Genomic DNA, 24,012 nt, shown 5'->3' with positions numbered 1-24,012 from the left:
GAGTCAGCCTGACACACACCGGCACACCCGTTTCGCTTGCTCGGCGAACACTCAGCAAGTTGTCGGGTTTGGCGTCGGCCTGTGACGACGTCGTTCCCTTCCGTAAGCGGCGGGGCACATGCCACGGTCGCGTCCCGCCATCGGAAGGGAGCGCCGGGCTGCGCCGGTCTACTCGGACTCGTCCTTGGCGGGATCGGCGGGCTGAGCCTTGGTGGGCTGAGCGTCGGTGGGCTGAGCCTTGGTGGGCCGGGCCTTGGTGGGGGCCTTCGCGGGCTGAGCCTTGGCAGGCGCCTTGGTGGACCGAGGCTTGGCGGGAGCCTTGGCGGCAGGCCGAGGCTTGGCAGGGGTCTTGGCGGGCTGAGCCCCCGCGGGCTTGGCCTTGGCAGGGGCCTTGGCGGCCTGAGTCTTGGCGGCCTGGGCCTTGGCGGGCTTGGTGGTGCCTGCGGCGGTCTTCGCGGAGGCGCTCGCGGGCTCCGGCTCGCGCTCGGGCTGCTCGGTCCCGGTCGGCTCGGTCTCGGCCTCAGCGGTCTCGGACTTCGCGGACTCGGACTTCGCGGCCCGCTCGGCCTCGGCGGCCTCTGCGGCGGCGGTCTCGACGGCGACCTGGTGCACGGCGGCGTCGACCACGCCCGCGGCCTCGTCGGCCGGGTCAACGGCCGGGGGGTGCTGCCTCCGGCGGATGCTCAGGATGCTGGCGAACAGCGAGGCGAACACGGCCTGCAGGCTCATCACCAGCGCGGTGGCGGACGGGACGACGATGCGCAGCGACTCGCGCGGGTCCAGCTCACCGAAGTTGTTGACCCGCCAGTGGAAGAGGGAGGCGGCCAGACCGGCCAGACCGGCGACGGCGAGCAGCCCGCCGAGCACGAGACCGCGTTCCAGGCTCCACCAATCAATGATCTTCTGTACCCTCCGATCATGCGGCAGGAATCCCTCCTGCATCGCATAGACCTTGGTGAGCAGGGCGAACAGCGCCGACTGGAAGCCGATCACCATCGCGGCGCCCGCGCCGACCAGCGTGTCGACGTCGAAGGCGATCTCCCCGACCCGTACCGGACCGAACGACAGCGCGATCCCGGCGACCAGTCCGAGCGTCATGAAGACGAGGCCCGGGATCAGGAACAGCCAGCGCGGGCTGTAGAGGAGGAGGAAGCGCAGATGACGCCAGCCGTCCCGCCAGGTGTTGAGATGCGGCGCGCGCGTCCGGCCGTCCGGGGAGAGCGTGGTCGGGACCTCGCGGATGTCGTACTTGGCGAGAGTGGCCTTGACCACCATCTCGCTGGCGAACTCCATCCCGCCGGTCTGCAGCCCGAGCCGCGTGATCGACTCCTTGTTGAAGGCGCGCAGCCCGCAGTGGAAGTCGCCGATCTTGCTGCCGAAGAACAGCCGGCCGACGAAGCTCAGCACCGGGTTGCCCAGGTAGCGGTGCAGCTTGGGCATGGCGCCCTCGGCGATGCCGCCCTGGAACCGGTTGCCCATCACCAGGTCGGCGCCGTCGCGCAGCTCGTCCAGGAACGGGCCGAGCGTGGCGAAGTCATAGGAGTCGTCGGCGTCGCCCATCGCGACATAACGCCCGCGGGCGGCGCGGATGCCGCCCATCAGCGCGTTGCCGTACCCCTTCTCGACGACGGGCACCACCCGGGCGCCCGCGTCGCGGGCCAGCTGCTGGCTGCCGTCGGTACTGCCGTTGTCGGCGATGACGACCTCGCCGTCGATGCCGCTGTCCTTGAAGAAGCCGATCGTCTTACGGACGCAGGTCTCGACCGTTTCGGCCTCGTTCAGACACGGCATCACTACGGAGAGTTCCACGCGATCTCCTTCGTTACCCCTGGTGACCGTCTGCGGTATTTTCCACTAATCTCGTCATGTTCCGCCGGGCGGCCGGCCGTTGTTCATGATGCCTGCCCGGAGCAAGCGATGCGCACCGCTCTCGTCAAGAGCGTCCGTATCGTGTTGCGTACTTGCAACCTGAAGACCCGCTCGGTCAGGGCCGTAGGCGGCAGGCTAGACGGACAAGCATACGGGCATGGCGGCCCGGAAAGGTTGGGTCGGCTTTGACGCGCGCCGGAGAACGCAGTGCCACCGAGCTGGGGGCCGGAGAGCACGGCGCTGGTCGGAACGGGGATGCGCAGCACCCTTCCGAGCGGCCGAGCGCCGGCCTGGACCGGGGAAAAGCCCCCGAGATCCTCGACCCGGAGCCCCCGGATCCCGGCGACACGCCGAAGGGCGGCCGTTTCGGTAAGGGCGGTCTCAGCAAGGAAGGGGCGGCCCGCACCGCGCGCCGGGTCCGTACCGCCGCCGTCGCCCGTGCCGCCCCGGGCCACCCGCGACGCCGCCGAGCGGGCGGCCCGGGAGGCCACCGACGATCCGGTCGGTCGGCTGCGCGACCGGACCGTCCGGCTGTGGGCGCTGACCCGTCGGAACCCGCTTTTCGCTGTGATCCTCGCCACGGCCGCGATGCTGCGGGCGATCACGATGCTCGGCTACCAGCCGGCGATGTTCTTCAACGACAGCTTCGACTACCTGCACGTCGCGATGAAGCCGTACCCGCACCCGCTGCGGCCCGACGGCTACTCGTTCCTGCTGATCATCCTCAAGCCGTTCCACAGCTTCGCCCTGGTGGTGGGGGTCCAGCACCTGATGGGCCTGGCGATGGGCGTCATGGTCTACGCGCTGCTGCGGCGCAGGTTCCGGCTGCCCCGGTGGGGCGCGTCGCTGGCCACCGTCCCGTTCCTGCTGGACGCGTACCAGATCCAGCTCGAGCACCTGATCCTGTCCGACACCATGTTCACCTTCCTGGTGGTGTGCGCGGTCACCGTGCTGCTCTGGCACGACCGCCCCACCTGGAAGATCGCCGCCGCGCTCGGCCTGATCATCGGGGTGGCCTGGCTGACCCGCTCGGTCGGGATGCCGGTGCTGATCGGCGTCATGATCTACATGCTGATCCGGCGGACCGGCTGGCGGATGATGGCGGTCACGCTGGCCGCCTGCGCGCTGCCGGTGGTCGCGTACGCGGGCTGGTACAAGGCCGAGAACGACAAGTTCACGATCACCGAGAGCAACGGGATCTTCTTCTACGCCCGGGTCTACAAGTTCGCCGACTGCCACCAGATGAACCCGCCGGTGGAGGAGATCCCGCTCTGCACCGAGGTGGGGACCCGGCTGCCCAACTCGCAGGACGGCATCTGGAACGCGGCGTCCCCGCTGGGGCGCTACCCCGGCGAGCGGTTCAGTCCCGAGAAGAACGAGCTGGCCAACACCTTCGCCAAGCGCGCCATCATGTCCCAGCCCGGCGACTACCTGAAGGTGATCGGGTACGACTTCCTGCGGGTCTTCCGGTGGGAGCGGACGGTCTTCCCCGACAAGGCCACCTACAACCAGTACGAGTTCGGCGAGACCTCCAGCAAGCTGCCCAACTGGCGGATGGACAACGACAACACCGCCGCCGACGAGGCCATGGCGTACGAGCAGGGGCAGGCCCGCACCCGGGTCGTGGAGCCGTTCGCCGGGATCATGCGGTTCTATCAGGACCACTTCTACATGCGCGGCACGGGCGTCGGAGTGCTGCTGCTGATCGGCCTGGCGGGGATGGGGGCGATGTGGCGGCGGCTGGGCGGCATGGCGTTCCTGCCGTGGTCGCTGGGCACCGGACTGCTGCTCGCTCCGGCCGCGACCGCCGAGTTCGACTACCGGTACGTGCTGCCCGCCATCCCGCTGGCCTGCCTGGCCGCGGGCATGGCGTTCTCGCCCGAGGCACGCGGCCGGATGACCGGGCCGCCGCGGCGGCTCGCCGAACTGCTGCGCCGCCGCAAGGGCGCCACGGGCACCCCGACCGAACCGCCGGCCGAGCCCGTGGAGGACAAGGTCCCCGAGCCCGCCGCCAACTGAGCCCGTACGCGGGCCTCGCGGTGGCTCAGTAGGCGTGCAGGCGCCGGAGCCGGAACACCAGCTCGAGATCGTCGGGCCGCGGCGCCGGCACCACCGGCGCGTGCCAGCCCCAGGGCGCCAGGGAGGCCCTGACGTTCTGGCTCTCGCAGTTGGGGCAGACGTGGTCGACCCAGGGTGACATGCACCGCTGCCCGTCCCGCCGGAACACCACCGCGTCGCCGCCGTGCCCGTCCGGGCTGTGCCGGATCTCGAATCGCTCGGCCCAGGTCGTCGAGCAGCACTGGCATTCGTAGACCCAGGTCTCGTGGCTCGACCATGCTTCGTGCATGGCCCCCACCCCCTTGGTGACCAGCCACTTCGCGCCCGGACGCGTCGCCTGCCCGCGCACGCTGCCGATTACCAGTATCCCCCCGCGAGCGCCGTACGGCCCCTCCCGGCCGGGTGATTTTTCCTGATTAGCGCTTCCCGGTTACGTGCGCTTCCCGTTACTTGCGGGCGGCGACCACGGCGTCGTACACCAGCCGCTTGGGAACGCCGTTCTCCTTGGCCACCTCGACGATGGCCTCCTTGCGGGGCGTGCCCGCCGACTCCCGTACGGCGACGGCGGCGGCGAGATCGGCCGGCTCCGACAGCCCCTCGGGCTCGGGCGCGCCGCCGACCACGATCGTGATCTCGCCCCGCACGCCGTCCTCCGCCCAGGCGGCCAGCTCGCCCAGCGGGCCCCGGCGGATCTCCTCGTAGGTCTTGGTCAGCTCCCGGCACACGGCGGCGGGACGGTCCGTACCGAACGCCTCCACCATCGCCGCGAGCGTGTCGTCCAGCCTGCGCGGCGACTCGAAGAACACCATCGTGCGCGGCTCGGCGGCCAGCGAGGCCAGCCGCCGGGCCCGCTCGCCCGCCTTGCGCGGCGGGAACCCCTCGAAGCAGAACCGGTCGGTGGGCAGCCCGGACACCACGAGCGCGGTCGTGACGGCGGACGGGCCCGGCAGCGCGGTCACCGGCACGTCCTCGTCCACCGCGGCCCGGACCAGCCGGTAGCCGGGATCCGACACGCCCGGCAGCCCGGCGTCGGTGATCACCAGCACGTCCCGTCCGGCCAGCAGCTCACCGAGCAGCTCCGCGGCCCGCGCCCGCTCGTTCTGGTCGTAGTACGAGACGACCCGGGCGCTGATCGCGACGTCCAGGTCGGCGGCCAGCCGGCGCAGCCGCCGGGTGTCCTCGGCCGCGATGATGTCCGCCCCCGCCAGCGCCGCTCGGAGCCGTGCCGAGGCGTCCTCCGGCCGTCCGATCGGTGCCGCCGCCAGCAGCAGCCTGCCCGTCGTCGCGCCGCCGTCGCCCGTGCCCGCCGCGTTCCCCGTCACCCCTCCATTCTGGCCGGTCGCCGCCCCTCCTCCGGCCCGGTACCGGCTCCGGCGCGGCTCCGGGACGGCTCGCGCGCCGCTCCCGGGCGGCTCCGGCGCATCCCGGCTCCGGCCCGACACGTGCCGGAAGCGCCCGTACGATGTCGGAATGGCGATGACGGATTACGCGCCGGCACCGGCCACCGCGGGGCCGCCCGCCGCACCCTCGCTGCGCGACCGGCTCGCGCCGCGCGTCCCGGGGAGCGCGGCGCTGAGCTGGCTGGGGCCGCTGCTGGTGACGCTCTTCGCCGGGTTCCTGCGGTTCGACCGGCTGGGCGTGCCCAAGGCGGTGGTCTTCGACGAGACCTACTACGCCAAGGACGCGCTGGCGCTGCTGAAGTTCGGCTGGGAGCACAACACCGTCAAGGACGCCGACAAGCTCCTGATCGCGAACCCGGACGCGAACATCTGGGCCGCCGGGCCGTCGTTCGTGGCGCATCCGCCGGCCGGCAAGTGGATGATCGCCATCGGCGAGTTCCTGTTCGGCGCGACACCGTTCGGCTGGCGGTTCACGGCGGCGCTGTGCGGCACGCTGTCGGTGCTGATCCTGTGCCGGGTGGCCCGCCGGATGACCGGTTCCACCCTGCTGGGCTGCGCGGCCGGGCTGCTGCTGGCGCTGGACGGCCTGCAGTTCGTCACCAGCCGCGCGGCGCTGCTGGACATCTTCGTGATGTTCTGGATCCTGGCCGGGTTCGCCTGCCTGGTGGCCGACCGGGACCGGTCCCGCCGGCTGCTGGCGGGCAAGATCGAGGACGGCGACGGCTCACCGTTCGGGCCGTTCGTCCCGCACGGCTGGCGCATCGCCGCCGGCGTCTGCCTGGGGATGGCGGTCGCGACCAAGTGGACCGGCCTCTTCTACGTGGCGGCCTTCGGTCTCATGGTCGTGTTCTGGGACTACGGGGCGCGCCGGGCCGCCGGGGTACGCCGCCCGGCCGCCGGAACGCTGCTGCTGGACGCGGCGCCGGCGTTCGCGCAGCTGGTCATCGTGGGCGCGATCACCTACATCCTCACCTGGTCGGGCTGGATCTTCCGGCCGGGCGGCTGGGGGCGCGGCGACGTCGCCGGATTCGTCCCGGCGCGGCTCTTCGAGGCGCTGCCCCCGCTGTGGAATTACCACGCGGAGATGCTCAACTTCCATACCGGGCTGGATTCGGAGCATCCGTACCAGTCATGGCCGTGGGACTGGCCGATCCTGCGCCGGCCGGTGGCGTTCTTCTACACCGAGCCCAAGGGCGACATGTGCCCCGCCGAGCGCTGCTCGCGCGAGATCCTCGGCATCGGTACCCCGGCGCTGTGGTGGGGCGGACTGATCGCCCTGGTCGTGTCCGTGGTGCTCTGGCTGGTGCTGCGCGACTGGCGCGCGGGCGCGATCCTGCTGGGCTTCGTGGCGGGCTGGGTGAGCTGGTTCCCGTCGGCGCTCTCCGACCGCACGATGTTCCTGTTCTACGCCACCCCGATGCTGCCGTTCATGGTGCTGGCGATCGTCCTGGTGCTCGGCTATCTCATCGGCCCGGCCAGATCGGACCCGCCGGCCGGGCCCCGGCGGGTGGCCGGGGCCGCGGCGGCGGGCGCCTTCGTCCTGGTGGTGCTGGCGAACTTCGCGTACTTCTACCCGATCCTGTCCGCCAAGGTCATGCCGTACGACGACTGGCATGCCCGGATCTGGTTCAGCAGCTGGATCTGATCCGCGCCCCCAGGACCCTTCTCCCTGCTTGAGCAGGTTCTCTACGTGAGCACGTTCTCTACTTGAGCACGTTCTCTACTTGAGCAGGGCGCGCATCTTCGCGATCTCGTCCTGCTGGGTCTTGATGATCGTCCCGGCGAGCTTCTTCGCCTCCGGGTCGGCGCCCTTGGCCTGCTCGTCCTCGGCCATGGCGACCGCGCCCTCGTGGTGCTCGATCATCATGGTGAGGAACATCCGGTCCAGTCCGGCGCCGGTGGCCTTCTTGAGCTCGCCCATCTGCTCGGGGGTCATCATCCCCGGCATTCCGGCACCGTCCTGGCCTGCACCGTCCTGGCCGCCGTCGCCGTGACCGCCGTGACCGCCGCTCGGCGCGCCGCCGCCCTCGGGCGGGACGGTGGCGCCCCACCGCTTCAGCCAGCCGGTCATCGTCTCGATCTCGGGCGCCTGGGCCTGCTCGATCTGCCGGGCGAGCCTCTTGACCTCGGCGTTGCCGGACTTGTCCGCGACGATCTCCGACATCTGCACCGCCTGCCGGTGGTGCGGGATCATCATCTGGGCGAACATCACGTCCTGCTCGTTGTGGCTCGCCGTGGCGCTGCTCGTCGCGGTGGCCGTGGCGGACGGGGACGCCTGCCCGGTCCCGCCCTCGTCGCCGCCGCATGCCGCCGTTCCCGCCAGCATGAACGCGGCCGTGCCGAGGGCCAGTAGCGTCGTCTTCACTTCGTCGTCTCCTGTGTCGTGGGTCGTATCAGGGCATGCCGGAGGAACCGGTGCGTGGCACCGGTCCGGGGGATGCCTTCTACAGCCGCAACACGGAGAGCCGATAGATGCTGGGCGGCCGGGGCGGGGGTCTCGCCAGGAACGAGAGCGGCCCCGAGACCGAGGTCAGGCGCGCCAGCAGGACGTTCAGTGCCCTCCCTCGTACGAGAGCGAGCACCAGCCCCGCGAGCAGGGCAAGACAGACCGAGCCGGCCGCCGCGCACCCGTTCTCATGTACGCCCGAATGCCCCGGATCGCCCCACTGCGCCCCCGCAGGCGCTTCGTGCATGCCCTGCCTGTCGGGTGCGCCGAGCGTGCCGTACGCACCATTCGCGCTAGGAACGCCGTGGGCGCCGCCTGTGCTGGATGTGCTGGGTGCGCCATGCGTGCCGCTCGTACTGAACGGCTGGAGGACCGGGGCGGACTGGATGACCGGGGTGGAGCTGTGCACGGGGGAAGGCGTGGCCGTGACGCCGTGCATCATGAACATGCCGGCGAGCAGGCCGAGCCCCATAAGGGCCAGCCACGCGCTCTGCGCCTTCTCTCGCCGGCTCACGGCCCCACCCTAGTGCGCGCTCACTCGTCGTTGACTCGTGGCGTGTTCGCCCTTTACGGGGGGGGGTTTGGGGGAACACGCCACGAGTCAACCGGAGGGGTGAGGAGGCGGGTGCCTGCTAGGCAGGTGGCTAGGGCCAGGAGGCCGCCGATTGCGGCGGCGGCGAAGGCACCTGGGACGCCGGCGAGTTCCTGGCCGAGGCCGGCGGCGGCGGAGCCGACGGCGCCGCCCACGCCGACGGCGGCGACGACCCAGGCGAACGCCTCGGTCACGGTGCCGGCCGGGGCCAGCTCGTCCACCAGCGTGAAGCTGCAGGCCAGCATGGGTGCCAGGAACAGGCCGCTGACGAAGGCCAGCACGCTCATGACCGGCAGGCCCGGCGCCCAGACGAGGGGCAGGTAGCCGACGGCGAGCGCGGCCATCAGCCAGGGGAAGCGCTGGTGGTCGTCGCCGGGCCAGGAGCGCGCCCCGTAGACCAGGCCGCCGGCCAGGGCGCCGCCGGACATGGCCGCGAGCAGGATGCCGTGGGCGAGGTCGTCGTGGGCGCGTTCGGCGTAGGCGGTGGCGGCGACCGCGTACACGCCGAGCGCGATGCCCGCGCAGGCGAGGCCGAGCAGCAGGACGCGCAGGCCGGACGAGCGGAGCGGGCCCGCCCAGTCGGCCGCGCGGGGCTCGCCCTTCCAGGTACGGGACGGCGGCGAGGTGGTGATCACCAGGGTTCCGGCGACGCCGAGCGCGCCGGTGAGCAGCAGGGCGACCTCGGTGTTGACGACGGCGGCGGCGACCACGAACAGCGGGCCGACGGTGAAGAGGATCTCCTGGGCGGCGGCGTCCAGCGCGTAGGCGGTCTTGATCTGGGCCGGTCCGGGCAGCACCCGGTTCCACAGCGCGCGCAGCCCGGCCTCCAGCGGCGGGGTGGCGAAGCCGGCCAGGATCACCGCGCCGACCGTCACGGGAAGTGGCCCGCCGCCGTTGAGCGCGATCAGCCCGAATCCGGCGGCCGACAGCCAGGCGGCGGGGAGCAGCACGCGAGGCTGGCCGTACCGGTCCATGGTGCGGCCGAGGATCGGCTGGCCAGCGGCCATGGCCAGGCCGAACACGGCGCCGAGCGTGCCCGCGAGGGCGTAGCCGCCGCCCTCGGCACGGATGTGCAGCACGATCGCGAACATGGCCATGCCGTTGGGCAGCCGGCCGAGCAGGGTGCCGCCGAGCAGGCGGGCGGCGTAGGTCACCCGCAGGAAGTCGAGATAGGCGCGCATCGTTCTCCGTGCCGGCTCCATGCCGGATCGTGCCGGATCGGTGCCGGCCGATGGCCGGGGTCATCCGGATTGGGTCATGCGGACTTGGGGCATGCGGACTTGGGGCATCGGCTTGGGGCATCGGCTTGGGGCATCGGCTTGGGTCATACGTATTACTTGGCCCGTCATACGTACCACCTCAGGGCCGTGCGGTTCTACCCTGTTCTCGTCCCGTCCGGCGCGAGGAGGTACCGCGGTGAGCGACCCCAGAGCCCGGAACGGGCGCCCTACCAGCAGGGACGTGGCTCAGGACGCGGGTGTCTCGCAGTCCACCGTCTCGCTGGTGCTGGGCGGCAAATGGCACGGGCGGGTCTCCCCCGCGACGGCGCGGGCCGTCCAGGAGACGGCGGACCGGCTCGGCTACCGGCCCAACGCCGCCGCCCGCAACCTGCGCCTCGGTACGACCCGGACCGTCCTGCTGGTGGTCCCGACCCTCACCGCGCCCTTCTTCGGCTCGGTCTACATTGGCGCGGCACGGGTCGCGGCGCGGCACGGGTTCGGGATCGTCGTCTACCCGCCCGACGACGCCAGGCCGGCCGGACCGGCGGGCAACCCGGCGGGCAGCCCGTTCGCGGTCCCGCACGAGGCGATCGACGGGATCATCGCCTCGTCCATGACGCAGCAGGCGCTGAGCGGGTTCGGGGGCACGCCCGTGGTGATGCTCGACAGCGGCCCGGCGGCCGCCGCGCCCACGGTCGATTTCGCGGTCGAGGACGGCATGCGGGCCGTCGTCGCCCATCTCGCCGCGCTCGGCCACCGGCGCTTCGGCCATGTCGCGGTGGACCTGGACGAGTGGACGTTCCAGGCGCGCGGCGAGGCCGTCGCCGACGCGGTCGCGGCCCTGCCCGGCGGCGTGCTCGACCGCGCGGCCGGGTCGATCGACGTGACCTCGGCGAAGGAGGCGGCCGGGCGGCTGCTCGACCGGCCCGTCCCGCCCACGGCGCTGATCTGCGACGACGACCTGATGGCGGCGGGTGCCTACAAGGCGGCGCGGGCGCGCGGGCTGGACGTGCCGGGCGATCTCTCGGTGACCGGGTTCGACGACGTCCAGGTCGCGGTGGCGATCGAGCCGGAGCTGACCACGGTACGGCTGCCGGCGCGGGAGCTCGGCGAGCAGGGCATGAGCGCGCTGCTGGACCTGCTGGAGGGCGGCCGGCCCGAGACGCGCCCGCTGCCCGTCGAACTGGTCGTACGGGCATCGACCGCGCCGCCCTCGACGGCGCCGCCACGGACTTAGGACCTGGTCACCGGACTTAGGGCCTGGTCAGGGGGCCGTTCTCAGCCGGCCGTTGTCAGCCCGTCCGGGTCCTCCTGGCCGGCCGTGGTGCCGTCCAGGAGGCGGCGCAGGCCGGCGGTCTCGGCGACGTCCAGCCCGCCGAACAGCTCCAGGGCCTCCTCCCAGCAGCGCCGTGCCCCGGAGGGATCGCCGAGCGCGGAGCGGATCCGGCCGAGGACCGTGAGCGCCCGGCCCTGCTGGTACTGGTCGCCGATCTCGCGGCCGACCGACAGCGATTTCTCGGCGCTCGGGCGGGCCTCGCGCGGGCGGCCGAGCCGCAGCCGGGTCTCGGCGATCCGCAGCAGGACGTACGACTCGCGCGCCCGCAGGCCCTGCGACCAGCAGATCGCGAGCGCGTCGTCGAACCGCGCCACGGCCTCGTCCAGGCGCCCGAGCTCGCGCAGCGCGATCCCCAGCGTGTAGAGCGCGTACGCCTCCCCTGCGCCGTGCCCGGACTCCCGGGCCAGGTCACGGCTCCGCTCGGCGGCGGGTACGGCCTTGGCCGCCTCGCCGACCTCCACGTAGGCGTAGGCGAGGTTGCCCGTCCGCTCGGCCTCGCCCGCGCCGTCGGCGAACTCCCGGCCCAGCTCAAGGGCCCGTTCGATGTGGCCGATGGCCTCGCGGTGGCCGCCCTCGTAGAACGCGATGTGGGACAGCAGGTCCAGGGCCGGAACGAGCAGGCGGCGGTCGCCGATCTCGCCGCAGAGCTCGACCGTCCGCTCGCCCTGCGCGCGGGCCTCGGGAAGCCGGCTCGTGTGCGTGAGCAGGCGCCCCAGCTCCAGGCGGGCCCGCGCCTCGACCTTGGCGTCGCCGCGCGCGGACGCCTCGTCCAGTACGGCGCGCGCCGCCGGGGCCGCCTCGTCCCAGCGGAAGGTGTCCTCCAGCAGCGGGTCCAGGCTGAGGAGGAGATCGGCCGCCTGGACGAGCGTGCGGTGGTCCGACGCGGTGTCCTCGGCGACCTGCCTGATCACGGCCAGCAACTCCGGGAGCTTGCGGGACGTCCAGGCGCGCGCGTCGTTCGTACTGCTGAACTCCAGGCCGCCCGTGTTATCCAGCCCCGTGTTATCGAGCCCCGTGTCGTCTGGGACCGCGTCATCGAACCCCGTGTCGTCGGGGACCGGAGTGCCTGGCCTGACCAGCCGGAGCACCTCCCGCTGCGTGGCCAGCGCGAACCGCAGGAGGCGGCGCAGCGCGGCGTGGCGCTCGCCTTCCTCGCCGGGAGGCTCGGGCAGCGCGCGGGCGAACAGCCACAGCAGGTCATGGATCCGGTAGCGCTCGGGCGAGGGCGAGTCGAGCAGCCCGAGGTCGACGAGGGACTCCAGGACGCGTTCGGCCTCGGTGCGGGAGGTACCGAGCAGCGCGGCGGCGGCCGCAGGCGACAGGCCGGGGATCTCGGGTACGGCCAGCAGCCGGAACGCCCGGGCGGTGGCCGTGTCGAGCTGGTCGTATCCCAGCCGGAACGTGGCTTCGACCGCGAGATCGCCGATCCGCAGCTCGGCCAGCCGGCGATGCCGGTCCGACAGCCGGGCGGCCAGCGACCGGATCGACCAGCCGGGCCGGGCCGCCAGCCGGGCGGCGGCGATCCGTACCGCCAGCGGGAGGAAGCCGCACAGCGCGACCGTGTCGACCACGGCCCGCCGCTCGGCGGCCGCCCGCGCGCCCACGATCCCGGTGAACAGCGTGATCGCCTCGACCGGATCGAGCACGTCGAGATCGACCGCCCGGACGCCGTGCAGCCCGGCGGGCCGGGCCCGCGCGGTCACCAGGACCGTGCAGCCCTTCGTTCCGGGCAGCAGCGAGCGGATCTGGTCGGCGTCGCGCGCGTTGTCGAGCAGGATCAGCACGCGCCGGTCGGCGAGCAACGACCGGAACAGCGCCGACCGCTCGTGCTCGCCTTCGGGCACGGACGGGCCGGGCTCGCCGAGCGCACGCAGGAACTCGCCCAGCACCACGGCGGGCTTCAGCGGGCGGTCGCCCGTGCCCAGGAGATCGACGTAGAGCTGCCCGTCGGGATGGGCGTCGCGTACGGCGTGGGCAACGTGCACGGCCAGCGCCGTCTTGCCGACGCCGCCGACCCCGGACACCGCGACGACCACCGGGGCCCGGCGCCCCTCCTGGGCCAGCCAGCCGGTCATCCGCTCGACCAGCGCGGCCCGTCCGGTGAAGTCGGCCAGGTCGGCGGGCAGCGAGGCGGGCCGTTCCGTGTTGCCTCCGTTTCCGCTGCCTCCGTTTCCGCTGCCTCCGTTTCCGCTGCCTCCGTTTCCGTTGCCTCCGCCACCGTTCGCGGTGGCGGGCGGCGCCGCCAGCGACGGGTCGTTGCGCAGCAGCCGGCCGTGCAGCTCGCGCAGCTCGGGCCCGGGGTCGACGCCCAGCTCGGCGGCCAGCGTCCGGCGCGCGGACTCGTACGCCCGCAGGGCCTCGGCCTGCCGCCCGCAGCGGTACAGCGCGATCATCAGCAGCCCGCACAGCGGCTCGCGCAGCGGGTGCTCGCGGCTCAGCGCGGCCACCTCGCCGACGATCCCGGCATGCCGGCCCAGCTCGAGATCGGCCTCGATCCGCGCCTGCAGGACCGCCAGCCGCCGCTCGGCCAGCCGGACCCGCGCCGCCTGCACGTACGGACCGGGCAGTCCGGGCAGCGGGGCACCGTCCCAGAGGTCGAGCGCGCGGCCGAACAGCTCCCGGGCGCGGGCCGGATCGCCCCGCCCGCGCGCCCGCTCGGCCTCGGCCGCGAGGGTCTCGAAGACTTCGGCGTCCAGCATGCCCGGGGCGGTACGGAGGGCGTAGCCTTTGCCGGTCGAGACCAGGACCTCGGGGTGGGCCCGATCGTTCTCAAGGGCCCGGCGCAATCTGGAGGCGTACGTGCGCACCGTTCCCACGGCACGGGCAGGCGGATCGTCTCCCCAGAGCGCGTCCACCAGGCCGTCGACCGACAGGGACCGCCCGCCGCTGAGCAGCAGCACGGCGAGCATGGCCCGCTGCTGCGGCCCGCCGAGCGCCGGCTCTCCGGTGCCCCGCCACGCGCGCACGGGCCCGAGCACGGTGAAGCGCAGTGCGGGAGTCGTCACAGCAGCAGAGTCTCTCATCCAGGTCTGACACCAGAGTTAACGATCTTCGATCGGTCCGCACGCCACCACCCCCCGCACCGCCGTTTATATTGCCGCATATGGTGCTTTGCAATGGAAGTGTCTCCGGTGTCCCCGGTACCCCTCTCGTTCGCCGTCCTCGGTCCCCCACGGGTCTGGCGCGACGGCGAAGAGCTGTCCCCGGGGCCGCCCCAGCAGCGCGCGCTGCTGGCCGCGCTGCTGCTCAGGGAGGGGCGTCCGGCCACCGCGCAGGAGCTGGTCAACGCCGTCTGGGGTGAGGAGCCGCCCCGCCGCGCGGTCGGCGCGCTGCGCACCTACGCCTCCCGGCTGCGCCGCCTGCTGGAACCCGGGCAGGACGCCCCGTACCGGGTCCTGGTGTCGGTCGGCGACGGCTACGCACTGCGCCTCGCGGCCGGGTCCCTGGACGCCACGGCCTTCGAACGCGACGTCGCCGCCGCCGACCAGGCCCGTTCCCAGGGCCGTACGGCCGAGGCCCGCGAGCTGCTGCGTTCCGCGCTCGCCCGCTGGCACGGCGAGCCGCTGGCCGGCGTGCCGGGACCGTACGCGCGGGCGCACCGGATCCGGCTCCTCGAACGCAGGCTGGCCGCCGTCGAGGCACGCCTCGAACTCGATCTCGAACTGGGCGCGCACGCCGGGATCATCTCCGAACTCACCGCTCTGGTCGCCGAGCACCCGCTGCGCGAGCGCCTGCACGGCCTGCTGATGCTCGCCCTGCACCGGGCGGGCCGCCATGCCGAGGCCTTGGCCGTGTACGCCGAGACGCGCCGGACCCTCATCGAGGACCTGGGCATCGAGCCCGGCCAGGACCTGTCGGATCTGCACCAGCGGCTGCTGACCGACGTACCGGAGCCGGCGCCGGCGCGGCCGCCCGCGCACGCGCAGGCCCAGCTCGCGCACGCACCGGCACAGCTGCCGGGGGACGTCCCCGACTTCACCGGCCGCGCCAGGATGGTCGACGACCTGCGGACGGCCCTGCTCGCCGGGCCGCGCCGCGCCGTCGCGCTGGTGGCGGTCTCCGGAGCGGGCGGCGTGGGCAAGACGGCCCTCGCGCTGCACCTGGCGCACCGGATCAGGGCGGAGTTCCCCGACGGCCAGCTCTACATCGACCTGCACGGCGCCGGCTGCGACCCCGCCGACCCGCATCCGGTGCTCGGCGCGTTCCTGCAGGCCCTCGGGGTGGAGCGGGACGCGATCCCGGCGGGCGTGGACGAGCGCGCCGCCCTCTACCGGACCCGGCTCGCCGGCCGCCGCGTCCTGGTCCTGCTCGACGACGCCCGCGACGCCCGGCAGGTCAGGCCGCTGCTGCCCGGCTCGCCGTCCTGTGCCGTACTGATCACCAGCCGGTCCAAGCTGGGCGGCCTGGACGCCGCGCGGCTGCTCGACCTGGACGTGATGGAGCCGGCCGAGGCACTGGCGCTCGCCGGCCGGATCGTCGGCGCGGACCGGCTGGCCGCCGAGCCCGCCGCCACCGGCGCGCTGCTGGCCGCCTGCGGGCACCTGCCGCTGGCGGTACGGATCGTCGCCGCCCGGCTCGCCGCCCGCCCGTCCTGGACGGTGGCCTCCCTGGTGGCGCGGCTGGCCGACCGCCGCCGCAGGCTGGCCGAGCTGCGGGTCGCCGACCTGGCCGTCGAGGCGGCCTTCCGGCTCGGCTACAACCAGCTGGGCACGGCGCAGAGGCGGGCGTTCCGGCTGCTCGCCCTCGCCGAGGGCCCGACGATCTCCCGTGACGCCGCCGCGGCCCTGCTCGGCCTGCCCGTACTCGACACCGAAGAGCTGTGCGAGTCGCTGGTCGACGTGAGCATGCTGCGTTCCCCGACCGCCGGCCGGTACCGCTACCACGACCTGCTGAAGCTGTACGCGCGCCAGCACGCCGACAGCGACGAGGCTCCAGAGGAACGCGCCACCGCCCTGCACCGGCTGTTCCACTTCCACCTGGCCACCGCCCGTACCGCGCACCTGCTCATCAACCCGGCGGACGGCCGCGCCCGCAACGCGCTGCTCCCCGCCGCCGTCCCGGGCCAGGCGTTCGATGGCCCGGACGCCGCCCGCGACTGGTTCTTCGTCGAGGCACCGGGACTGTTCGCCACGATCGCCCAGGCCGTCCACACGCGCGATCTCCTCCCGCTGGCCGCGGATCTGCTGCTGCTGACCGACACCCTGGTCAACTCCGGCGTGCACGCCAAGGAGTGCGAGCGCGCCGCGTACGCCGTCATCGACGCCGCCTGGGAGCACCGCGACCCGCGCAGCGAGGGCCGCGCCCACGCGCATCTGGGCCTGATCTACTACTACGCCGACCGGATGGACGACACCGCCGCCGTGTGCGAGGTCGCGCTGCGCCGTGGCCGGGAGACCGCGGACGTGTGGCTGGCCGCCGACGCGCTCGGCCTGCTCGGCCGCTGCGCGTTCATGAAGGGCCGCCGGGAGGAGTCGCTGCGCCGCCACATCGAGGCGCTGGACGCGTTCCGCAAGCTCGGCGACCGGTACGGGGAGGCCAGCACGCTCAGCGCCCTGTCCCGTTCGCTGCTCGCCCTCGGCCGCGCGGACGAGGCGCTCGTGGCCGCCGAGCGGGGCCTGTCCCTGCACCGCGAGCTGGGCGGCCCGCACCGTGCGGGCTACGGGCTCTACCAGCTCGGCATCGTCCTGGACGGCCTCGGCCGCACGGCGGAGGCGGTGAGCTGCCAGCAGGAGGCGGCGGAGACGTTCCGGATGCGCCGCAACCGCCAGTGGGAGGGCCTGGCGATCTTCCGCATCGCCGAGGCGCGGCTCCGCCTGGACGATCTGCCCGGGGCGGCCCGGTCCGCGCGCGAAGCCCTCCGCGTGCTCCAGGAGACCGGCCACGCCTGGGGTCAGGGCCAGGCCCTCCGCGTCCTGGCCGGCACCCTGGACGGCTCCGATCCGGGCCAGGCCCGCGCGCTCCGGCAGCAGGCGCTGCGGCTCTTCGAGCTCATCCACGTCCCCGACGCGGACGAGCTCCGCACCCTGGTGACCTAGCCGTGTTTCAAAGTCCCGGCCCACGGGGCTCGCCTGGCGGCTCGCACCGTGACCGTGCCTTGTGCGAGCGCGACATCGCTTCGCGATCTGGCCGGTGAGGCTCGCCTCCGGCTTTGCCTCACCGGCCAGGTAACGCGCTCGCGCGGTGGCCGAGCCAGCCTGGTGACCTCGCCCGATACCGATTCGGCTATCGTTTTCCGCCCCCTTTCCATATTGGACCGTTCTGAGATACCTCTGGTCTGCTCTCTCCATGCCCGCCGCCGCTCCCGCTCCAGCCGCTGCCCCGCCCGTACCGCCCGCTCCGCCCGACCCGGCCGCGGACGCCGACGACCGGCGGGTCGTCGCGATGCTGATCGCGATCCAGCTCGCCGCCTCGCTCGGCTTCTTCGCCGTGATGGCGCACGTGGTCGCGCATCTCCGGGACGACGTGGGCCTGATGGCCGGCACCATCGGGCTGGTCCTCGGGGTACGGCTCGGCGTGCAGTACGCCCTGCTCCTGCCGGTCGGAGCCGTCACCGACCTGCTCGGCGCGACCCGTACGGGCGCGATCGCCTGCGCCCTGCGCGCGGTGGGCTTCGTGCTGCTCGGGACCGCCGACGGCACGGCCGCGCTCCTGTGCGCGGCCGTCGTCCTCGGCGCGGGCGGCGCGCTCTTCCATCCCGCCGCCCACACCCTGCTGGCCGGCGTGCATCCCGACCGGCGCTCCCGCGGCTTCGCCGCGTACATCGCGACCCAGCACATCGCGGCGGTCGCCGGCCCTCCCGTGGGGCTCGCGCTCCTGGCCTTGGGGCCGGGCTTCATCCTGCTCGCGGGCGTGGCCGCCTCGACCTGGATGATCGCCGTCGCGCTCTTCCTGCTGCTGCCCCGCCGCGAGAAGAAGACCGCGCCGCCGCGCCCGCGCGACATCGTCCTGGGTGTACGGGCCGTCCTGCGCGACCGCACGTTCGTGCTGTTCGCGCTGATGACCGCGCCGACGACGCTCCTCGCCAACCACATGATGACCGTCGTGCCGCTCCAGGGCTTCAGCGCGAGCACGGCGACCCTGTGCTTCTGCGTCCTGGCCGCCCTCGCCGCGTCCGCCCAGCCCTGGGTCGCCGCCGCCCACCGGGGCGAACGCCCCTGGGTGCTGCGTTTCGGACTCCTGTGCGCGGCGGCCACCTACGTCCTGCTCGCCCCACTCGACGGTGACGAGACCGGCGTGCTGATGGTCGCGGCCGTGCTCAACGGCATCTCCAACGGGCTGGTCCAGCCGTCCATCTTCCAGCGCACCGCCCGGCACGCCCCGCCGGACCGGTTCGGCTCGTACTACGGCGTCCTGTCCTTCCTCTCCGGCATCTTCGCCTGCGTGGGCGGCCTGGTCGTCGGAAGGCTCTTCGACCAGGGACCGGCCGGCATGGCCGCCGCCCTGATCGGCATCGGCGCGTGCGCGCTCGTGGCCGCCGCCGGCACCCGGGGACCGTGACCGGCGGTGAACCATATGCGGATTGCTATGATCCACGCTCGTGAACCTGGTGGGGCACCTGCGGTGCTTCGTGGTCGTGGCCGAAGAACTGCACTTCGGTCATGCCGCCGAGCGCCTGGGCATGGCGCAGCCGCCGCTCAGCCAGCGGATCCAGCGGTTGGAGAGGGAACTGGGCGTACGGCTGTTCGACCGGTCGAGCCGCCGGGTGGAGCTCACCGCGCCCGGCCGGCTGCTGCTGGAGGAGGCCCGCGAGTTCCTGGCCCGCGCCGACCGGATCTACTCGCTGGCCGACCGGGCACGGGCCGGTGACGCCGGGGCGCTGCGGGCCGGCCTGCCCTCGGGCCTGGGCGGGGACGTCGTCGCCGCGATCATCGCCGCGTTCCGCGAGCGGAGCCCCGAACTACGGCTCGACCTGCGGGAACTCCCCACCGGCGACCAGGTACGAGCGCTGGCCGACGGCGTCCTGGACGTCGGGGTGCTGCGGCATCCGTGCGACACGCGCGATCTCGTCCTGGGCCCCTTGCTAGGCCAGCCGGTGGGCGTCCTGCTGCCGGAGCCGGAGGCTGCCAGTGCAGCGGCCGCCGATGCGGACGAGGTGCATCTCGCCGATCTCACCGGACGGGACCTGGTGGTCTTTCCTAGGGACGAGGCCCCCGGCGCGTACGACGAACTGCTCGTCACCTGCCGGCGGCACGGCTACGACCCGCCCGCCGTCCATGCGGCCGGCAACCCGCAGTTCGCGCTCGGCCTGGTCCTCGCCGGGTCGGCCGTCGCGCTGACGCCCCGTACGGCGGAGACGGCCGGGGTCGTCTGGCGGCCACTCGCCGGGGAGCCGCTGACCCTGCGCACGTCCTGTGCCTGGCGGCGGGACGACCCCGCCATCGCGGAGTTCACCGCCGTCGCCACGGCGGTGCTGCGGCGCGAGGCCGGGATGACCGCGATCGAACGGCCGGCGCGCCGGGTCGTCCCCCGGCCCGCCTCGGGGTTCCTCGCATGAGCGCCGAGTCGCGGATCGAGGCCGCCTTCCGGAACGTGGGCGTCACCGGGTACCTGTACGCGGCGGACGTCGACACCGGCCGGGAGATCGCCGTCCGCGGCGACGCCCCCGTGGTGCTCGCGTCGGTGTTCAAGGTGCCGCTGCTGGTGGCCTTCCACCGGCAGGCCGAGGCGGGCGCGCTGGAGCCCACCGAGCAGGTCACGGTGCCCGCCGGCGGCCGTACCAGCGGTCCCACCGGGATCTCGGCGCTGCTGGACGAGGTGCGGATGTCGCTGCGCGACCTGTCCTGCCTGATGATCACGGTCAGCGACAACGCCGCCGCCGACGTCCTGTTCGCCCGGGTGGGACAGGACGCGATCAACACCGCCCTGGACGAGCTGGGCCTGCACCGGACCCACGTCGTCTCCAACGGCCGCGAGCTGCACGACGCCCTGCTGAGCGACGCCGGCGTCGGCGACCTCGGGGAGCTGTGGGCGCACCTGGACGAGCCCGGACTGCTCGCGGGGCTGCGCGTACTCGATCCCGCCCACACCAACCACAGCACGCCGCGGGAGATGGCGCGGCTCCTGTCGTTCATCTGGCGGGACGAGGCGGCCCCGGCCGAGGCGTGCGCCCAGATGCGGCGGCTCTTCGGCCTCCAGGTGTGGCCGCACCGGCTCTCCTCCGGGTTCCCGTACGAGGACGTACGGGTGGGCGGCAAGACCGGCACGCTCCCCACGATCCGGAACGAGGTCGGTGTGGTCGAGTATCCGGACGGGGGCCGTTACGCCGTCGCCGTATTCACCCGCTCGCACAGTACGAACGCCGTCATGCCGGAAGTCGACGCCGTTATCGGCACGACCGCCCGGATGGCCGTTGAAGCCCTCCGCAAGGGGAGTCAGGCATAAAGAGAGTTGGACATATAGGGAGTCAAGCGTCCAGCTCGTCCAGAAGCGCATGGTCCAAAGGCGCGTAGGGCTCGGACACCAGTTTCGCCTTGGCCGCGCGATACGGGATGGCCGCGCCGCCGATCTCGATGAAGGCGCCGCTGCAGTCGCGGTAGAACGCCCCGCCGCGCTCGAAGAAATAGACGAGCGGTTCGTACGGATCCGGAAGCCTGGGCAACTCCACGTCCTGCTCTTTCAGGGCGGCGAAGTCGAGGGCCGCCTTGCACATCCGCGCGGCCGGCTGCAAAGAGGAGAGATCCATCTTCTGCTGTACGCGGCGTACCAGGTCGGGATCGGCGGCCACTCCGGTACCGAGTCGCCCGGCCACGTCGAAGAACGGAACCCTGGCCGCGCCCGCGTGGTGGGCCCACCAGTCCGAGCGGCGGAAGAACTCTCTCATCAGCGCCAGCCGGGAGCGGGTGCGGTCGGGGCCGTCCGGCCACTCGACGGACCAGTCGATCGCCATCAGCCGGTCGGCGAGGGCCTGCACGGGGCCGTTCACGAGGGGGGCGTTCACGAGGGGACACCGTTGCTCATGTTGTCCATGATGCCGGACCGAGCATGATCGGTCGGTATCGTGTGGGCGCGCCGGAGACCGTGTGGGCGCGCCGGAGGAGGAACGCTCACATGCCCGAACAGTTGCTGCTCGCAGGCCGGTACCGCCTGCTCGAACGGCTCGGCAGCGGCGGTATGGGCACGGTCTGGTCCGCCATGGACGAGACGCTCCGGCGGGACGTGGCGGTCAAGGAGGTCGTGTACCCGCAGGAGCTCACTGCGGAGGAACGCCGGGTCGCCACCGAGCGCGCGCGCCGCGAGGCCCGCTCCGCCGGCCTGATCGACCATCCCTCGGTCATCACCGTCCATGACGTCGTGATCGAGGACGACCGCCCGTGGATAGTCATGGAGCTGATCCGCGGCACCTCGCTGGAGCAGCTCGTCCGGCGGCACGGACCGCGCCCGCCCGCGATGGTCGCGGGCATCGGCCTGCAGGTCCTGGACGCGTTGCGGGCGGCGCACGCCAAGGGGATCGTCCACCGCGACGTGAAGCCGAGCAACGTGCTGCTGGCCGAGGACGGCAATCGCGTCATCCTCACCGACTTCGGAATCGCCAGCGTTGAAAGCGACCCTTCTCTTACCCGGACCGGTGCCTTTGTCGGGTCTCCGGGTTATGCCGCTCCCGAACGCCTACGCGAGCAGCCGGCGGGTCCTGAATCGGACCTGTGGTCTTTGGCCGCCACCCTCTACATGGCCGTGGAAGGCCGCGCTCCATTCGAACGCGACAACCACATGGCTTCGCTTGGGGCCGTCCTAACGGAGGATCCCGCACCACCGCGCCAGGCAGGATCCCTGGCCCCCTTGCTGTGGTATCTCCTGCAGAAGGATCCGTCTGCGCGGCTGACTCCTGATGCCGTACGGGACGTCCTGCAGAACGTCGCGTCCGGAAGGCCCTCAGGGCTGCGCGACCCGATACCCACTCCGCCCCCGCGCCGGCGCCGTTCCCGCGTGTGGATCCCTGTCGCGGCGGCTGCGGCGATCTTCGCCCTCGCCACCGGCACCGTGGTGGCCGTCGCTCTCTCCGGGGACGACGAGCCCGCGGCATCATCGCCGCCTCCCAAGCCCGAAGTGGTGTCGGCCCCGCCCTCATCGTCCCCCTCGGCGGACCCGGCGGCCCTCGATCTGTGCACGCTGCTCACGCCCGAGCAGATCAGCCGGCTCTTTCCCAAGGGAACGCCCGAACGGGGAAGGGAGGAGGGCAGGACCTGCTTCTGGACCGCCCCCAAGCACGGGCTCATGATCACCGACATCGGACGCCGCGCGGGGTCGCCGCCCCCCGAATCCCCCACCGAGGCGCACAACGAGTTCGTGAGCGTACGGAACTCGCGGGCCCAGGGGTCGAAGCTGACCGTCTGGGGCTGGACGGAGATCGGCGTCAGGCACGTCAAGGCCACGGGGACTCCCGCCCGTACCGCGCCCGGGATCGGGGACGAGGCCTTCTCGTACACGACGACCGGCACGTCGATGGCCATGGACAAGACCCAGGTCGTCCTCCGGGCCAAGAACTTCGTGCTGGAGGTCGAGTACGTCTACGCACGCGGCGCCGAGTCACCTGAAAAGGCGTTCCAAGCGTCCCGCTGGATCGCGCAGAGCATTGCAGGCCGCCGATGACGGACCGCGTACTCAATGGCCGCTATCGCCTCGTGCAGAAGCTCGGCCAAGGGGCCATGGGGATCGTCTGGCGCGCGCGCGACGAAACGCTCGGACGCGATGTCGCGGTCAAGGAACTGCTCCTCACCCAACGTCTCAGCCCGGAGCAGCGCGACCAGGCCGCCCAGCGAGCCATGCGCGAAGCGCGCGCGGCCGCCCTCCTCAGGCACAAGTCCATCGTGACCGTGCACGACGTCGTCCTGGACGAGGGCCGCCCGTGCATCGTCATGGACCTGCTCCCGGGCCGTTCCCTGGAGAAGGAGCCACCGATGCCACCCGACCGGGTGGCCCGCATCGGCCTCGACATCCTCGGAGCCCTCCGCGTCGCCCATGCCCAAGGGGTCCTGCACCGCGACGTCAAGCCCGCCAACATCTTCCTCAGGGACGACGGCCGCGCCGTTCTCACCGACTTCGGGCTCGCCTCCCTGGAGGGCGAGACGCCGCTCACCCAGGAAGGGCACCTGGTCGGGTCGCCCGCGTTCATGGCGCCGGAACGGGTCCGGTACGAGCCCAGCGGCCCCTCGTCCGACCCCTGTGGTCCTTGGGTGCGACGCTCTACGCTTTGATCGAGGGGCGCACCCCGTTCGCCCGTACCAGCGTCATGGGCACCCTCAGTGCCGTACTGACGGAAGAGCCCGCGCGCCCCCAGGCGTCCGGTCCCCTCGGCCCGCTCATCCTGGCCATGCTCATCAAGGACCCCGCCGCACGCCTGAGCACCGACCAGGTAGAGAGCGCCCTGCGTTCCTTCGCCGCGGGCGAACCGACATTGCCCGCGCTGCCGCTCCCCCAGGGCGCGCCTCCCGGCCCTTTGGGGCAGCCCACCGTCCCGGCCGTCAAGCCCCGAAAGAGCCACCGGGCATGGGGAATCGCCGCCGCCCTGTCCGGAACCGTCGTCCTGGTCGCCGTCATGGCCATCGCGATCGCGATCGCGTCCCAAGGCTCTTCTGGCACCGCTTCATCTGACACCACGGCTGCGGCCAAGCGGCAGCCGTCCGCCACCGCCGCCGCGACCCCGCCCGCCCGCTTCGCGGCGATTCCCTCTCCCTGCGGCCTCATCACCGCCGAGCAGGCGTCCCAGCTCGTCCCCTCCTTCTCCACCTCGAACGACGCCACCAGGCGGAGCAAGTCCTGTACCTGGATGACCGGCCCCCTCGCACCCGGCTCCCACGACGACCGGCTGGCCGTCACGCTCCGGATCGTGCCGGAGGCGAAGGCCGCCGACCAGGCCTTCATCCAGGACCGCAACAACGCGGTCGACCCCACCGACGTACCGGATCTCGGCGACGCGGCCTTCGCCTACGACACCGACTCCGACTCGAAGCTGGTGTTCCGGGTCGACAACCTCACCGCCGAGATCAACTACCAGGACGACGATTCCGCTTCGCCCCAGAAGGCCCTCAAGGCCGCCCGCTGGGTCGAGAGATCACTCGAGGCCGGCCGATGACCGCCGTACCGCCCGCTTCCGG

General features: G+C 72.7%; 18 protein-coding genes. 10 read left to right on the top strand and 8 right to left on the bottom strand.

Annotated elements, in window-relative coordinates; translation table 11 throughout:
- Positions 1 to 168 precede the first annotated feature (168 nt).
- Positions 169 to 1,809 (bottom strand): glycosyltransferase, encoded by a 1,641-nt coding sequence (locus ACH34Q_RS13285; RefSeq protein WP_395983168.1) that lies wholly within the window; start codon positions 1,807 to 1,809, stop codon positions 169 to 171.
- 498 nt (positions 1,810 to 2,307) lie between these two features.
- On the opposite strand from ACH34Q_RS13285, the gene ACH34Q_RS13280 reads away from it, so the two are divergent.
- The gene (locus tag ACH34Q_RS13280) at positions 2,308 to 3,888 is read left to right on the top strand and encodes a phospholipid carrier-dependent glycosyltransferase (protein WP_395983167.1); all 1,581 of its coding nucleotides are present in this window, start codon (positions 2,308 to 2,310) and stop codon (positions 3,886 to 3,888) included.
- A 25-nt stretch (positions 3,889 to 3,913) separates the two neighbouring features.
- On the opposite strand, the gene ACH34Q_RS13275 is transcribed toward ACH34Q_RS13280, so the two are convergent.
- Together ACH34Q_RS13275 and rsmI are read right to left on the bottom strand one after the other, a co-directional pair.
- Entirely contained in the window at positions 3,914 to 4,276 is a 363-nt protein-coding gene (locus ACH34Q_RS13275) for a hypothetical protein (protein WP_395983166.1), read from the bottom strand.
- Positions 4,277 to 4,373: 97 nt separating this feature from the next.
- Positions 4,374 to 5,249 (bottom strand): 16S rRNA (cytidine(1402)-2'-O)-methyltransferase, encoded by an 876-nt coding sequence (gene rsmI / locus ACH34Q_RS13270; RefSeq protein ID WP_395983165.1) that lies wholly within the window; start codon positions 5,247 to 5,249, stop codon positions 4,374 to 4,376.
- Positions 5,250 to 5,397: 148 nt separating this feature from the next.
- Here rsmI and ACH34Q_RS13265 point away from each other — a divergent pair, with 148 nt between their 5' ends.
- Positions 5,398 to 6,972 carry a dolichyl-phosphate-mannose--protein mannosyltransferase gene (locus tag ACH34Q_RS13265; protein ID WP_395983164.1) on the top strand — a complete coding sequence of 525 codons (1,575 nt, stop codon included), beginning with the start codon at positions 5,398 to 5,400 and terminating at the stop codon, positions 6,970 to 6,972.
- 75 nt (positions 6,973 to 7,047) lie between these two features.
- Here ACH34Q_RS13265 and ACH34Q_RS13260 read toward each other — a convergent pair whose 3' ends face one another.
- The 3 genes from ACH34Q_RS13260 to ACH34Q_RS13250 all read right to left on the bottom strand — a co-directional run bounded on the left by ACH34Q_RS13260 (position 7,048) and on the right by ACH34Q_RS13250 (position 9,546).
- On the bottom strand, positions 7,048 to 7,692 hold the full coding sequence (locus ACH34Q_RS13260) for a DUF305 domain-containing protein (RefSeq protein ID WP_395983163.1): 645 nt from the start codon (positions 7,690 to 7,692) through the stop codon (positions 7,048 to 7,050).
- 79 nt (positions 7,693 to 7,771) lie between these two features.
- Positions 7,772 to 8,287, bottom strand: a complete 516-nt coding sequence (locus ACH34Q_RS13255) for a hypothetical protein (RefSeq protein ID WP_395983162.1) — start codon at positions 8,285 to 8,287, stop codon at positions 7,772 to 7,774.
- Between the two features lie 53 nt (positions 8,288 to 8,340).
- Complete coding sequence (locus ACH34Q_RS13250; protein ID WP_395983161.1) at positions 8,341 to 9,546, bottom strand: MFS transporter; 1,206 nt, start codon at positions 9,544 to 9,546, stop codon at positions 8,341 to 8,343.
- A 235-nt stretch (positions 9,547 to 9,781) separates the two neighbouring features.
- Between ACH34Q_RS13250 and ACH34Q_RS13245 the strand changes: the two genes are divergently transcribed.
- The gene (locus tag ACH34Q_RS13245; RefSeq protein WP_395983160.1) at positions 9,782 to 10,822 is read left to right on the top strand and encodes a LacI family DNA-binding transcriptional regulator; all 1,041 of its coding nucleotides are present in this window, start codon (positions 9,782 to 9,784) and stop codon (positions 10,820 to 10,822) included.
- A gap of 41 nt (positions 10,823 to 10,863) precedes the next feature.
- Here the strand turns inward: ACH34Q_RS13245 and ACH34Q_RS13240 are convergent, their stop codons facing one another.
- A complete protein-coding gene (locus tag ACH34Q_RS13240) occupies positions 10,864 to 13,926 on the bottom strand; it encodes a BTAD domain-containing putative transcriptional regulator (protein WP_395983159.1) in 3,063 nt (1,020 codons plus the stop codon).
- 111 nt (positions 13,927 to 14,037) lie between these two features.
- Here ACH34Q_RS13240 and ACH34Q_RS13235 point away from each other — a divergent pair, with 111 nt between their 5' ends.
- The 4 genes from ACH34Q_RS13235 (at position 14,038) to ACH34Q_RS13220 (ending at position 20,302) form a co-directional block, all read left to right on the top strand.
- Positions 14,038 to 16,956, top strand: a complete 2,919-nt coding sequence (locus ACH34Q_RS13235; RefSeq protein WP_395983158.1) for a BTAD domain-containing putative transcriptional regulator — start codon at positions 14,038 to 14,040, stop codon at positions 16,954 to 16,956.
- Positions 16,957 to 17,206: 250 nt separating this feature from the next.
- The gene (locus ACH34Q_RS13230; protein WP_395983157.1) at positions 17,207 to 18,418 is read left to right on the top strand and encodes an MFS transporter; all 1,212 of its coding nucleotides are present in this window, start codon (positions 17,207 to 17,209) and stop codon (positions 18,416 to 18,418) included.
- A 40-nt stretch (positions 18,419 to 18,458) separates the two neighbouring features.
- Positions 18,459 to 19,415, top strand: coding sequence for a LysR family transcriptional regulator (locus ACH34Q_RS13225; RefSeq protein ID WP_395983156.1), 957 nt, complete (start codon positions 18,459 to 18,461; stop codon positions 19,413 to 19,415).
- On the top strand, positions 19,412 to 20,302 hold the full coding sequence (locus ACH34Q_RS13220) for a serine hydrolase (RefSeq protein WP_395983155.1): 891 nt from the start codon (positions 19,412 to 19,414) through the stop codon (positions 20,300 to 20,302). Before ACH34Q_RS13225 ends, ACH34Q_RS13220 begins: the two co-directional genes overlap by 4 nt.
- Before the next feature lie 22 nt (positions 20,303 to 20,324).
- Here ACH34Q_RS13220 and ACH34Q_RS13215 read toward each other — a convergent pair whose 3' ends face one another.
- Positions 20,325 to 20,858, bottom strand: coding sequence for a hypothetical protein (locus tag ACH34Q_RS13215; protein ID WP_395983154.1), 534 nt, complete (start codon positions 20,856 to 20,858; stop codon positions 20,325 to 20,327).
- A gap of 110 nt (positions 20,859 to 20,968) precedes the next feature.
- Here ACH34Q_RS13215 and ACH34Q_RS13210 point away from each other — a divergent pair, with 110 nt between their 5' ends.
- From ACH34Q_RS13210 to ACH34Q_RS13200, 3 genes are read left to right on the top strand one after another with little or no spacing between them, the layout of a single operon-like run.
- Positions 20,969 to 22,507, top strand: a complete 1,539-nt coding sequence (locus tag ACH34Q_RS13210) for a serine/threonine-protein kinase (RefSeq protein ID WP_395983153.1) — start codon at positions 20,969 to 20,971, stop codon at positions 22,505 to 22,507.
- The gene (locus tag ACH34Q_RS13205; protein ID WP_395983152.1) at positions 22,504 to 23,112 is read left to right on the top strand and encodes a serine/threonine-protein kinase; all 609 of its coding nucleotides are present in this window, start codon (positions 22,504 to 22,506) and stop codon (positions 23,110 to 23,112) included. The genes ACH34Q_RS13210 and ACH34Q_RS13205 overlap by 4 nt, the downstream gene beginning before the upstream one ends.
- Positions 23,109 to 23,990, top strand: coding sequence for a hypothetical protein (locus ACH34Q_RS13200; RefSeq protein WP_395983151.1), 882 nt, complete (start codon positions 23,109 to 23,111; stop codon positions 23,988 to 23,990). The genes ACH34Q_RS13205 and ACH34Q_RS13200 overlap by 4 nt, the downstream gene beginning before the upstream one ends.
- The last annotated feature ends 22 nt before the right edge of the window (positions 23,991 to 24,012 follow it).

This window comes from Actinomadura sp. 9N407, from assembly GCF_044326315.1.
Classification (GTDB): domain Bacteria; phylum Actinomycetota; class Actinomycetes; order Streptosporangiales; family Streptosporangiaceae; genus Spirillospora.
The sequence above is the reverse complement of the archived record's forward strand: the minus strand, read 5'-3'. Positions and strand labels throughout refer to the sequence as shown.